This is a genomic window from Prevotellamassilia timonensis, from assembly GCF_900106785.1.
GTDB classification, from domain to species: domain Bacteria; phylum Bacteroidota; class Bacteroidia; order Bacteroidales; family Bacteroidaceae; genus Alloprevotella; species Alloprevotella timonensis.
The window spans coordinates 208324-222279 of sequence record NZ_LT629845.1 but is presented as its reverse complement, the minus strand read 5'-3'; the positions used below and the strand labels follow the sequence as shown (position 1 = coordinate 222279).

The window sequence follows — 13956 nt, the reverse complement described above, 5'->3', positions numbered from 1 at the left end:
GCGTATGAACATTACACTTAAATGTCCCGCCTGCGGCGCACTGATAAGCGCGGCCAGCATGGCGGGCATTGAACAAAAAACGGCCGAATGCCCCACCTGCCACACCAAGCAACGTTTAGGCGCCTACTTGCCCAAACTGTCGTTGGCTGTTGGCAGCCACACCTACCAGCTGCATTTTGGCAAGCAATGGGTGGGCCGCCTTAAGGAGGGCAATGATGCCGAAATACAAATACCCGACGACACACGCTACATGAGCCGGCACCATGCCATTATCAATGTGCAATGCACCGCCACCGGACTGCGCTGCACCCTCGAGGAGCATGGCAAGAACCCTACCCTGCTGCAAGGCATCGAACTGTGTGAGGATGACATTGTCTACCTCAACGCCAACGACTGCCTCACACTGGGCGAACAACAAATGTACGTAGCTAACGATTTTGCAAAATGAGCCAAAAGCCCTTAACTATATCGACTCCACAAGGTTTTAGCGAACTGGGACAGAAACCTAACCAGGAGGACGCGCTTTACCCTGCCCTTGGCCATGCCACCAGCACCACACACGTTTTTGTGGTGTGCGACGGCATGGGCGGACATGCGCATGGCGAGGTGGCGAGCAGCTGTGTGGCGCAAGCCATTGGCCAGCACACCACGCTGCCCAAACCATGCTCCACGCAACAAATGGAACAGCACTTCAACGAGGGGTTGGCCGAAGCCTATCGTCAACTTGACACACTCGACAAACAGTTTGACGACAGCAGCGGAGGCAAGGCCACAATGGGCACCACGCTTACATTCCTGGCCATTTGCACCGATGGCATACTGTTGGCGCACATTGGCGACAGCCGCATTTACCAATTCAGACAAGGCAAGGGTGTGGTATACCAAACACGCGACCACTCGCTTGTCAACGACTTGATAGCGGCGGGCGAGCTGACCGAAGCCGAGGCACGCACTTGTCCACAACGCAATGTCATCACAAGGGCTGTGCAACCTCATCAGCCTACCATGTCCAAGGCCACGTTCAAAGTCATACCTTACTACCATGTGGCACCTGGCGATGTATTCATGCTCTGCTGCGACGGCATTGTCGAGCAGCTCGACAACAATGATTTGCAACAAATAATGCTTGCCAATCAGCCACTTGGCCAACGCATCGACGCACTCAAACAGACTTGTCGCACACGCGGTACACGCGACAACCACTCATGTTGGGCGTTCGAGGTTGAAAAGGTTGAACATACGAAGTCGCAACCCGCCCCCCAGCCCGAAACTGACGAGGAACGCTTCACCCCCAACGTGCAACCGGCAAAGCAGCCTTCTGCCCCTACCAAACACACTTGGCCTTTAGTAGCCATATTAGTGTGCATCATCTTGCTCTGTTTCGGCGCAGGCTATTTCCTTTGGCACAAGCCCCAACAAACTACCGACGCACCGACTGCCACCATGCCCCAAAAGGTGGAACAAAAGGTGGAACAAACCACCGAACCAACCGACAGCAACGACTCTGATGCCACACAAGGCACCATCACACGACATCATAAATAAATCCGTTAACGGGTTGACAGGTTGACAGGTAAGTTTGTTCTGCACAACTTATATTGTGTAAGGGACATAAAAGACACGACTAACTTACCCGTTAACTTGTCAACCTGTTCCCCCGTCAACAAAACAGTCAACCCACTAAATAAATACAGACGCACCATACTATGACCGACAATTCCACCCCCCGCGAGGGGTTGCTTGCCATTGGCACCACACTTGCCAATGGCAAATACCGTATAGAAAAATACCTGGCATCGGGCGGCTTTGGCAATACCTACATGGCCATCGACACCGCCTTTGACGAAAGAGTTGCCATCAAGGAACTCTTTATTAAAGGCGTGTGCGGCCGCATGGACAATGCAACCGACATCTCCATCAGCCTTACCGAGAACCAGCGCACATTCAATGCACAACGCGAAAAGTTCCGCAAGGAGGCACGCCGCCTGCGCAAACTCGAAAACAAGCACATTGTACGGGTGCACGACTTGTTCGACGAGAACGGCACCACCTATTATGTAATGGACTTTATCGAAGGCGAAAGTCTGTCTACCCGTCTCAAACGCACCCACCAGCCAATGACAGAGGCCGAAGTGCTGCCCATTCTGGCTCAAGTGCTTGATGCGCTCGAAACGGTTCACAACGAGGGCATTTGGCACCTCGACCTCAAGCCTGCCAACATCATGGTTGATGACAAAGACAACGTGCAACTCATTGACTTTGGTGCGAGCAAACAGCTGCGCAATGCCGACGGCAACTCCCTCTCCACTTCATCGGCCCTGGCTTGCACTCCTGGTTATGCCCCGTCCGAACAAATGGAACAGAACATCGAAAAGTTTGGTCCGTGGACTGATCTCTACGCGCTCGGTGCCACACTTTACCACTTGCTCACACTGCAACAACCGCCCTCGCCATCAGACATTGACGAGGACGCCACAGAGGCTCTGAAATTGCCTGCCGCCGTGAGCAAAAAGACTGCCGACCTCATCAAGTGGCTCATGAAACCGAACCGCAAGATGCGTCCGCAATGCGTGGCCGATGTCAAACAGTTCCTGGCGGAAACGCCTACAAAGCCGCAACCCAAACCACAATCCGAGCCGCAACCTTCAAAGTCTGCTACCAAGACGGCCGATGATGATGGCGACACCATTTTGAAAGGCGGTAAAAGTACCAAGACCACAACACAGTCCAATGGTAGCAATACAACACCTACAACAGATCACAAAGGCAAATCAAACAAAACCGTCATCATAGGCAGTATTCTGGCCCTCGTCATTGTGGGAGCATTTGGCTACGGCATGTGGCACGACCGAAGTGAGGCCCAAGACGCATCGGTGGCTGTTGACTGTGACAGTGTGGCTGCAGACGTGGTGCAAAAATCGGTAACCAATCTGATGGTGTCAGTAAACGCTGGTCCGAAGAACATGCGCAACTATGCCTATACCGGCAGCATAGCCGACACGATTGGTGCACTGCCGCAGGGCTTTGGTACGGCCAAATTTGAAAAATATGGCAGCATTCCTGCCGCCACCTATTCTGGTCACTTTACCAATGGCTTGTGCAACGACCAAACGGGCGATGCCACGCTGAAGTTTGATAATGGCGATACGTATAAAGGTACCTTCAACAATGGCTACTACGAGCAAGGCACCTACACCTTGAAGGATGGTTCATACTTCACAGGCACATTCAAAGAGGGCAATCCCTACAAAGGTAAATGGTACAATAGCGACGGCTCGTTCTCTGAAGAAATAGGTAAGTAAATATTGCTGTCCATGAAATCGTGAATATTCGAACAGTCTCAAGCGCAAAGTGCTAGTACCAAACGCTACCACAAAACGCTAGCATAAAACGCTAGCATAAAACGCTAGCACAAGGCGCTAACACAAAACGCTACCTCTAATGGGGGCGACGCGTCTCGCGTCGGGAAAAAAGAAAGCAATAAGCAACTCTAAGCAGAGCTTAGTAAATGCAGACTCCTCTCTCCTTGCCCGACGCGGGACGCGTCGCCCCCATTAGTGGTAGCGTTTGGTGCTTGCGTTTGGTGCTTGAGACTGTTCAGATTATTACGTTTTACCAGACTGCAATTATTAGGAAATTATTGCTGCCCGGTAAAACCATTCTGATATTATCGCTCACGGATCGCACCGATTGCATGGATTCTTTTGCTCATGCAACGTGCTCTAGCACCACAGAGATGACGGATTTTACGGATTTTGTGAGCATTGCATGCTCACTTCGCTATTGGCCCGTAACGTACCCGTGGCGAAGAACATTAGCACAGATTATGTGGTAATGTACCTGTCCGTAGCAACGAGCTAATAGCGAAGTGAGCATGCAATGCTCACAAAATCCGTCAAATCCGTCATCTCTGTGGTGCTAAAGCACGTTGCATGAGCGGAAGAATCCGTGCAATCGGTGCGATCCGTGAGCAATAGTAATATATTGCCTTCTGGTAAAACTCCAAAGCATAAACAACCTGTCACGGATAACGCTACCACAAAACGCAAGCACAAAACGCTACAACAAAACGCTACCTCTAATGGGGGCGACGCGTCTCGCGTCGGGAAAAAAGAAAGCAATAAGCAACTCTAAACAAAGCTTAGTAAATGCTGACTCCTCTCTCCTCGCCCGACGCGGGACCCGTCGCCCCCATTAGTGGTAGCGTTTTGTGGTAGCGTTTTGTAGCAGCGTTTTGCGGTAGCGTTTTATGCTTGCGTTTGGTGCTTGAGACCGTTCGTATTATTACGTTTTACCAGACTGCAATTATTAGGAAATAAAGCAAAATCACTTCTTTTTCTTGCTACTCTTCTTAGCCGTCGTTTTCTTCTTCGTACCACTCTTCTTTGCAGACTTCTTCTGCTTTGTAGCCTTTTTGGTAGTCGTCTCGGTAGTCTTTACCGGCGTGTAATACTTCAAGGCAGTAGGCAACCACTTCTGAATGTTGGCAATACGCTTGGCATCTGAAGGGTGATCACTCAAAAAAGCCAAACGGCTGTTAGTTGTGCTGCTTGCCATACGCTGCCAAAAGCTGACGGCCACACTGGGGTCGTAACCCGCCATAGCGGCAAAAATAAGTCCCATGTAGTCGGCCTCGCTCTCGTTGTCACGCGAATATTTAAGGCTGCCAAGCTTCGAACCTAACGAAAAGGCCGTCTGTGTGAGCAACGAAGTTGTATTGCTCACCCCTGTGGCACCCAACACCGCACCGAGCAGTTTGGCACCAGCCTGCTGCTTTACCTGCGTGCTGAGTTGTTCGGCCGAGTGCTTGGCCACCGCATGCGCTATTTCGTGACCGAGCACAATGGCAAGGGCGTCTTCGCTCTGCGTTACAGGCAGCAAGCCCTCATACACAACAATTTTGCCACCCGGCATACAAAACGCATTGGCCGAGTTGTCCTGCACCAGGTTAAACTCCCAACTGTAGTTCTGTATCGCATCGAGGCGGTTGTTATTGCGCAAATAGGTTTCGACCGCTGTGGCCAGACGCTTGCCCACCTTTTGCACCATGGCAGTGTTGGCTGCATTGGTCGATATCTTGGCTGTTTTCAAGTAGCTTTGATACTCTTGCGCACTCAAACTGAGCACCTGTTCGTCACTAACCCACAACCTTACCTTACGGCCCGTAACGGGCACTACAAACTTGCCTTGTGCATTCATGGCCGTTGGAGCAGACAACAGCAACACAAGTGCCAACAAAACATGTTTCAGAAATTTCATTGTAAAAGTATGATTTTACAAAGGCCACTCCCCAAAGCGAACTTTAAGGGAGTGGCCAAAGTTTTATTTACAAATAAGTGTATTAGATGAACCAGCGCACATAGCAGAAGTTCTGACGGTTGGGCAGGTTCTTGTTCTTAGGATACATGCGGTAAGCCACCTTGTATGAACCGGCGAGGTCAACGCTCGAAGTCAGTTCGAAGGTATAGAGATTGCCCTCATGAGCTACAACATTCATAGGCATTACACTGTAAATCTCCTCGTTACCCTCGGCACCCGACATAATCACGAGATCTACGCCGATAGCATCGTCAAGGCCCTGTTCGTCAATCACATGCTTAACAGAGAATTCCTTGCCGCTGACAAGTGCGCCATTCTGCAAGTTTTCGCTGCGTTCGCTGCTTACCACGCGAATGTTGTCCCAACGCTGTGCCACGCTTTCCTTCCATGAGGCAATGTCCTTAGCCAGCTGGTTGTCGTGAGCGACCAAAGTTTTGAAACGAGCAGCCTCGGGGTTGTAGAAGCGGTCGTAGTAGTCATCGAGCTGGCGCTTCATGGTGTACTGCGGTGCAATGCAAGCGATAGAGTTCTTCACCGTGCGCACCCAGTTTTCAGAATAGCCCTTGCGGTTGCGTGCGTAGTAAAGCGGAATAATCTCCTGCTCAAGCATAGAGTAGATGGTTGAAGCATCGAGCTTGTCCTGGTGCTCCTGGTTCTCGTATGTGCGACGGTCGGTAAGTGCCCAACCTGCACCCTCGCGGTAGCCTTCGTACCACCAGCCATCGAGCACACTGAGGTTAATCACACCATTCATCAAGGCCTTTTCGCCTGATGTACCACTGGCCTCGAGCGGACGGGTCGGTGTGTTCATCCAGATATCTACACCCGACACAAGGCGGCGTGCCAACTGCATGTCGTAGTTGTCGAGGAAGAGAATCTTACCCATAAACTCAGGACGCTGTGAGATGTCGTAGATCTTCTTTATCAAGCCCTGACCGGCGCCATCGGCGGGGTGTGCCTTACCTGCAAAGAGGAACTGCACAGGATAGTCGGGGTTGTTGACGATCTTAGACAGACGGTCGAGGTCTGAGAAGAGCAAGTGAGCACGCTTGTATGTAGCAAAGCGGCGTGCAAAACCAATGAGCAACGCATTGGGGTTAATCTTGTCGAGCAAGCTTACCACCAATGAGGGGTCACCCTGGTTGCGCAGCCAGTTCTCGCGGAAACGGGCACGGATATAGTCAATGAGCTTGTTCTTCAGCAGTACACGGGTGTTCCAGATAACCTCATCGGGCACATTGTAAATCTTCTCCCAAATCTTGCTGTTGCTCTGGTCGTAGATGTAATCCTTACCCAGATACTTGGCATATACGGCCTGCCATTCCTTGGCACACCATGTGGGGAAGTGCACACCATTGGTCACATAGCCCACGTGGCTCTCCTCAGGATGCGGATTGTAGATCTTGAACCACTCGTCGTGGCTGCGTTCGGCATGATTGGGGTGTGTATAGTTGGGCAGATAGCCAGGCCAAATGTCCTTGAACATCTGCTGGCTTACACGGCCGTGGAGCCAGCTTACACCATTAACCTCCTGGCAAGTCTTGCAAAGGAAGGTTGACATACAGAACTTCTCATCCTTATCGTCAGGATTGGTGCGGCCAAGTCCCATAAACTCGTCCCACGAAATGCCAAGGCGTGCGGGGAACTGGTTCATGTACTTGTTGAACAAGCCTTCGTCAAAATAGTCGTGACCTGCGGGCACGGGGGTGTGAACGGTGTAGAGTGAAGAGGCGCGAACCAATTCGAGAGCCTCGTCAAATGTCATGCCGCTCTCAACATATTCGGCCAGGCGCTGCACGTTGCACAATGCGGCGTGACCTTCGTTGCAGTGATAAATATCCTTCTTGATGCCCAACTGCTTGAGGGCCAACATACCACCAATACCGAGCAAATACTCTTGCTTGATACGGTTTTCCCAGTCGCCACCATAGAGTGAGTGTGTGATGCGGCGGTCGAACTCTGAGTTCATGTCGTTGTCGGTATCGAGCAAATAAAGCTTGATACGTCCCACGTTAGCCACCCAAAGTGCGGCGTGCACCATAAAGTTGGGATAAGGCACGTTAACAATCACCTGATTGCCATCCTTGTCGAGCACGCGCTCGATGGGCAGGCGGTCAAAGTCCTGAGCCTCGTAGTTGGCAATTTGCTGACCGTCCATTGAGAGGCTCTGTGTAAAGTAGCCATAACGGTAAAGGAAACCTACGGCCACCATATCGACATTGCTATCCGAAGCCTCCTTCAAATAGTCACCGGCCAAGATGCCAAGACCACCTGAATAGATTTTGAGCACATGGTTCAAACCATACTCCATGCAGAAGTAAGCTACCGAAGCGCGCTTGGCATCGGGCTTTACGTCCATGTACTTGCGGAAGTCGCCATACACCTTGTCCATGCGGGCAATGGTTTCGCCATCTTTTGACAATTCGATCAGACGGTCATAATCGATGCTGCGGAGCAGGTCGATAGGGTTCTTGTTAACCTTCTTCCAAAGGTCTCCGTCAAGACTGGCAAAAAGCTGCATGGCTTCTGTGTTCCAAGACCACCAAAGGTTATGGGCCAGTTCGTCCAACTTCTTCAGAGCCTCAGGAATGTGGCTTTTCACGTTGATCACCTTCCATGAAGGTTGGTTAACGTTGCTAATTTTGATGTTCATAATATGATAGTTAGTCAATTTTCATTAGTTGATAATTCTACTCTCGACAAAGCGAAGTTGTATGCTTCGTAATAGTACTTGACAAAGTGTTTCCACTGCGCCTTGTCGGCCAAGGCAGCCGCCTTGTTGCGTGTGGCGGTACGCTTGCGCGCAGGGGTGCCAAGCAGTTGTTTGACAGTTTCGCACATCTGGTGTGCCACCTCAAAGTAGTTGCTGTCATCGCGATGTATCACATGCACGCCATCGTTCAATGTGCCCTCATGGCCAAGCACCTCGTCCACCCATTGGCCAAAGCCACTGAGGTCGGTGGTTACGCATGGGGTGTGGAAGGCACAACTCTCAAGCGGCGTATAACCCCACGGCTCATAGTATGAGGGGTAAAGCGCCAGGTCGTTGGCAGCAAGCAGATGATAATAAGGCATATTGAATATGCCATCATTACCCTCAAGATAGCAAGGCACGAGTATCACCTTTACCTTGTCTTCCGGACGGTTTTCAATGCCCAAATGGCGGATAGTGGCCACTATGCGGTCTTCGTCCAGGTTATGCAAGTCATGCGTGATAATGGGGTTGGGCAGTGGCGCGGCCTGGCCGAGTTTACCCTTCAGCAGGGCTTCTTGCAGGTCGGCGCGCGGTCCTTCGAGCCAGCACGGCACCTCTATCAGGGCCAGCACCTGCTGCTTGCCCGGTATGTCGTTAAGCTGTGCACGGAGTTCGGCCATCGACTCCAGAAATACGTCAAAGCCCTTGCAGCGGTAGTCATTGCGTCCGCTGGTCGAAACAATCAGCGTATCATCGGGCAGCGCGCTGCCTGTGAGTGCCGAAGCCACATCGAGTATGCAGCGACGGGCCTGTTTGCGCACCTTGGTAAATTGCGCGCCTTGGGGCACGAAATCGTTTTCAAAGCCATTTGGCAGCACCACATCTACTGGCTTGTCGAGCAACTGCTTGCACTCACGGTCGGTAAAACGGCTCACGGTTGTAAAGCAGTCGGCATGCCATGCACTTTGCTTTTCGATGCTGTGCTTGGCCTCCATGTGCAGTTCTTGCGCCATTTGGTCGCCGTTGTAGCCATCGAAGTAAGCATACAGCTGTTTGTCGTTACCGCATATAGAGCGACCTATGCTGGTGGCATGGGTTGTAAATATGGTTGCCACGCGGGGCATGTGTTTTTTAAGGAAAAGCATACCCAGTCCCGACATCCACTCGTGTGCCTGGTACACCACCTTGTCGGCGGGAGTCAGGCAGAGCGACACCACGGCCTCGACAAAGCGACCGGCTGCATACGAAAACATCGATGCCTCATCATAGTCGCCATAGGCGTGGAGTGAGTCAACGCGAAAGAGATCCCATGCCTCGGCATAGATCTCATCTTTAATTTCAAAAAAGGGGGCAAAATCAACGAGCACAGCCACAGGCTTGCCCGGTACATTCCAACGGCCAATTCTACATTTTAGTCCTAAGTCTGCTGCCGCTTTCTTCCATGTTGGCAACAACCCTTCATCTTCACAAAAATCAACATTAGCCGTAGGTTGCTTCAAATCAGGACCGATAAACACGAGTTTGTCCTGATAAACAGACATAAGTGTCTTGGCACGCGATGAGAGCACCGTATAGATGCCGCCCACCTTATTACAAACTTCCCAACTTGTTTCAAATATATAGTCGGGCTTTAATTGTTCATTCTTCATAAAAATCTGTAATAACCTCTGCAAAGATAGTGCAAGGTGAGCGAAATGCAAAACGAAAGTCCTAAAACTTTCGTTTTCATATCCGAACCGCAGCCTATCTTATTAAGAAACGCTACCTCTAATGGGGGCGACGCGTCCCGCGTTTTTTTTCAGTTATTGCTTCTGTATAACAAAGTTCAAATATCATCTTTGTTATTATCTCAACTTGTTTGCCATTCTGGCAAAGGGAACTGTCCGGTTAACCCATTCTGATATTATCGCTCACGGATCGCACCGATTGCACGGATTTTTTTGCTTGTGCAACGTGCTTTAGCACCACGGAGATGACGGATTTTACGGATTTTGTGAGCATTGCATGCTCACTTCGCTATTAGCTCGTTGCTGCGACCAGGTACATTACTACACAATCTGTGCTAAAGCATTTCGCCACGGGTACGTTACGGGCCAACAGCGAAGTGAGCATGCAATGCTCACAAAATCCGTCAAATCCGTCATCTCCGTGGCGCTAAAGCACATTGCATAAACAAGAAATCCGTGCAATCGGTGCGATCCGTGAGCGATAATATCAGAATGGGTTAACCGGACAACCATTATCAAAAAAAGATGCTTGCGCACATCACTTTGCCACATTCACCTTCAAGCCCAACGCCCACACGCTATAAGTGGACACGAGCAAAGAGGCTGCCATGCCGATGGTATTGAGCACAAAGAACAGCACCGTTACAAATGAAGGCAACCCCATGGCATCACCCATAAGCTGCGACTTGACTGCGGCCACACTGGTACAGACATACACCAACACGGGCATGAGCAGCACCACGGCGCACAACCCCACGGGGATAGCTGCCAACAACATCAAATTGAATGTCAAACCGAAAGCACGCTTTAAGGCATAACACATGCCCGGCTTAAAAGGCACCATATAGAGTGCATACCTCAACGTGAATATCGCAAATGCCGACAACAAGTACAACACAATCAAGGCATACACTGCCATAACCCACACCTGCCACTTGACGGCGGCATAAACAAAAGGTGCACCAATCACCAAAAGGGCCACGGCAAAAATCACCACCGACTGAAACAGCCGTTTCAACGTTTGGCGGTCCGACTTGTCGAGCATAAAACTTCCCCGACCGTCAATCCGCCCCTGTGCCTTGTAGCACCGAATGAGTTTGAACACACGGGCCACAAAGCCTAACATGGCGACCAAGGCAACAAACAGCGCCAGCACCAGATACAATGCTTCGTGCCATACGGGCAGGCTGACAGCCTTAGCCAACTCGTGCGGCGCGCCTTGTTGCCACAGCAAATAGGCGGGCACAGCATGCTGGCAAATGTACTGTTTGCACATTTCTATCAAAAAGGCTTGCGCCATGCCTGCAAAGATGGTCCACGGCAAAAGGGCCATGAAATAAGTTTTCCAGTTCAGCGCCACTATTTTCCAGGCATCGGCCATGCAACCTTTTATGCCCCGGTCTTTATCGAATGATATATTACTTGTTGCCATATACTACTCTTAAGTAAGATTGTTGTCTCCTTTGCAAAATTACAGAAAGTATCACATACGCGGCATGCCACGCCCTATTTTTTTTACGAAGCCCGCCCCTGCTCCACCTTCATATCCGTGCCGACGCCTCACGCGCGCGCACGCGTCCGGCATTTTATCGGCAAATTGTCTACACTCTGCACTTTTTGTATGCACTGCGTTGATAATCAAGCGTTTCAAGAGTGTAGACAAACCCGTTTTTTATCTACATTTTTATCTACACGCTGTCACAATCACATCACCCTCTGTCTACACTTGTCTGCACCCTACCCACTCTGCCATGTGCTGATTGTGAGGAGGCAATCAAACAACTATGGGAGGTAGTAATATCTGTTGCTCCGAACGGCACGCCTGCCTCCCGTAACAGACATTCGGCATACAGGCTGCGTGCAGACACGGTGCTAAACAGAGTGCAGGCATCGTGCAGACAAAGTGCAGACGAGTGTAGTTGTGTGCAGATGGTGTCTACACTCCTAAAATACCTGATTATCAACGCAGTGCATACAAAAAGTGTAGAGTGTAGACAAAATGGCAAAATCACGAAAAATATGGTTGTCCGGTAAAACCATTCTGATATTATACTCACGGATCACACCGATTGCACGGATTTTTTTCGCTCGTGCAACGTGTTTTAGCACCACGGAGATGACGGATTTGACGGATTTTGTGAGCATTGCATGCTCACTTCGCTATTTGCCCGTAACGTCCCCGTGGCGAAAAACATTAGCACAGATTATGTGGTAATGCATCTATCCGTAGCAACGAGCTAATAGCAAAGTGAGCATGCAATGCTCACAAAATCCGTCAAATCCGTCATCTCCGTGGTGCTAAAGCACGTTGCACGAGCGAAAAAAAATCCGTGCAATCGGTGTGATCCGTGAGCCATAATACCAGAATGGTTTTACCGGACAATATAAACAAACTGACGCCGTAGCGCTGCTTTTTGCAACACTACGGCGTCAGCCTTTGGGCTATACTTATGTCGGGATTAGCTCTTAATCGCCGGGTGTCTAACTATTTGAGACAACCAATGATTTCGTGCACATCTTTCACACCATGACTGTCGAGCCACTCGTTCATGCCGTCAATGACACGTATGGTGGTGGTGGGGTCGATGAAATTAGCCGTACCAATTTCTATGGCTGTGGCACCGGCCATCAAGAACTCGATGGCATCGGCAGCATTCATGATGCCGCCCAAACCTACTACGGGAATGTTGACTGCACGGGCTACCTGCCACACCATGCGCAACGCAACGGGCTTGACACACGGACCGCTCAAACCGCCCGTGCCGATGCTCAAACGTGACTTGCGGCGCTCTATGTCGATGCTCATACCCATCAGGGTGTTGATGAGCGACACACTGTCGGCACCTTCGGCCTCGACGGCTTTGGCTATAGAGGCAATGTCGGTCACATTGGGCGAGAGCTTGACAATGAGTGTTTTGTGGTAGCGCTGGCGCACGGCACGTACCACACTGGCAGCCCCCTCGCACGTAACACCAAAGGCCATGCCGCCATCTTTGACATTCGGACACGATATGTTGAGTTCAATGCCTGGTATGTGGTCGAGCGCATCAATGCGGGCGGCACACTCGGCATAATCCTCGGGCGACGAACCTGACACGTTGACGAGCACATTGCTGTCAATATCCTTGAGCTGTGGATAGATATGCTCGCAAAAATAGTCGACGCCCTTGTTTTGCAAACCTACGCAATTAAGCATGCCCGAGGGGGTTTCGGCCATGCGCGGATAGTCATTGCCCTCGCGGGGGTGGAGCGTGGTGCCCTTCACTATGAAACCGCCAAGGCGGTTGAGATCGATAAAATCGGCAAATTCAAGGCCATAGCCAAATGTGCCTGACGCCGTGAGTACAGGATTTTTGAGGTCCAGGCCTCCTACTTTTACATTTAATTGAGCCATGACAGTTTTTCGGTTTTGAATACGGGTCCTTCCTTACATACACACAGATTGTGGCCATCGGCCATCTTTTCGACACAGCACAGACACGCGCCGAGGCCACAGGCCATCAAGTTTTCGAGCGAAGCCTCACACGGCACGCCGGCCGATGCTGCCCAGCGGGCCACTGCCACCATCATGGGCTTTGGGCCACAGGTTGACACGCTGTCGAATTGTTCCTTACTCAATATGCTGTGGTTGGTGACGAAGCCCTTTTCACCCTTTGAGGCATCTTCGGTTGTGACGTACACACGGCCGTACTGCTCAAACAGGTCGAGCTGCATAAGGTCGCCGGCTGTGCGTCCGCCGAGCAAGAACACGGGTTCGCAACCTGCCTCGCGCAGCATTTTGCCAAAGTAAAGCAAGGGAGCGGTGCCGACACCTCCGCCAACGAGCAACACTTTGCACCCGTCGGTGGCGGGCATGCTGAAGCCATTGCCCAAGGGGAACATGCAGTTTATCATGTCGCCCACCTGGCTACAGGCCAAACGACGGGTGCCATCGCCCACAGCATGTATGAGCAGCCACAACTGGTTCTTGTCATAATCGACAAAGTTTACGGAGATGGGGCGGCGCAAAAGGGTGGTTGGTGAATTTTGCACTTGTACTTCGACAAACTGTCCGGGCAAGATTTCGGGCAGCAAGCCGCTTGTAGGCTCTAACTTGAGCAGAACATATCCCTGACGCGGGGTCTCTACTTCGGCCACGCGGAGGTCTTTTACGTATTTTTTCATGAAACGGAGTTTGTTGCTTTCTGCAAAAGTACATAAAATCTTAAGAGTGGC

Annotated in this window: 9 protein-coding genes; 3 read left to right on the top strand and 6 right to left on the bottom strand. The window is 51.0% G+C overall.

The features are described 5' to 3' along the window. Positions 1-4: 4 nt before the first annotated feature. The 3 genes from BQ5453_RS09570 to BQ5453_RS09560 all read left to right on the top strand — a co-directional run bounded on the left by BQ5453_RS09570 (position 5) and on the right by BQ5453_RS09560 (position 3302). Entirely contained in the window at positions 5-448 is a 444-nt protein-coding gene (locus BQ5453_RS09570; protein ID WP_071123052.1) for an FHA domain-containing protein, read from the top strand. Next, positions 445-1545, top strand: a complete 1101-nt coding sequence (locus BQ5453_RS09565; RefSeq protein ID WP_071123051.1) for a PP2C family protein-serine/threonine phosphatase — start codon at positions 445-447, stop codon at positions 1543-1545. Before BQ5453_RS09570 ends, BQ5453_RS09565 begins: the two co-directional genes overlap by 4 nt. 161 nt (positions 1546-1706) lie before the next feature. Next, a complete protein-coding gene (locus BQ5453_RS09560; RefSeq protein ID WP_071123050.1) occupies positions 1707-3302 on the top strand; it encodes a protein kinase domain-containing protein in 1596 nt (531 codons plus the stop codon). A gap of 1024 nt (positions 3303-4326) precedes the next feature. On the opposite strand, the gene BQ5453_RS09555 is transcribed toward BQ5453_RS09560, so the two are convergent. The 6 genes from BQ5453_RS09555 to BQ5453_RS09530 all read right to left on the bottom strand — a co-directional run bounded on the left by BQ5453_RS09555 (position 4327) and on the right by BQ5453_RS09530 (position 13905). Further along, positions 4327-5259 carry a M48 family metallopeptidase gene (locus BQ5453_RS09555; protein ID WP_071123049.1) on the bottom strand — a complete coding sequence of 311 codons (933 nt, stop codon included), beginning with the start codon at positions 5257-5259 and terminating at the stop codon, positions 4327-4329. A gap of 82 nt (positions 5260-5341) precedes the next feature. Further along, a complete protein-coding gene (glgP, locus tag BQ5453_RS09550) occupies positions 5342-7972 on the bottom strand; it encodes an alpha-glucan family phosphorylase (RefSeq protein WP_071123048.1) in 2631 nt (876 codons plus the stop codon). 14 nt (positions 7973-7986) lie between these two features. Then, positions 7987-9663: a glycosyltransferase gene (locus BQ5453_RS09545; protein WP_071123047.1), complete on the bottom strand. Its 1677-nt coding sequence runs from the start codon at positions 9661-9663 to the stop codon at positions 7987-7989. 616 nt (positions 9664-10279) lie between these two features. Next, positions 10280-11173, bottom strand: a complete 894-nt coding sequence (locus BQ5453_RS09540) for a hypothetical protein (RefSeq protein ID WP_071123046.1) — start codon at positions 11171-11173, stop codon at positions 10280-10282. Between the two features lie 1053 nt (positions 11174-12226). Further along, complete coding sequence (locus BQ5453_RS09535) at positions 12227-13135, bottom strand: dihydroorotate dehydrogenase (protein ID WP_071123045.1); 909 nt, start codon at positions 13133-13135, stop codon at positions 12227-12229. Next, positions 13123-13905: a dihydroorotate dehydrogenase electron transfer subunit gene (locus tag BQ5453_RS09530; protein WP_071123044.1), complete on the bottom strand. Its 783-nt coding sequence runs from the start codon at positions 13903-13905 to the stop codon at positions 13123-13125. Before BQ5453_RS09530 ends, BQ5453_RS09535 begins: the two co-directional genes overlap by 13 nt. Positions 13906-13956: the final 51 nt, after the last annotated feature.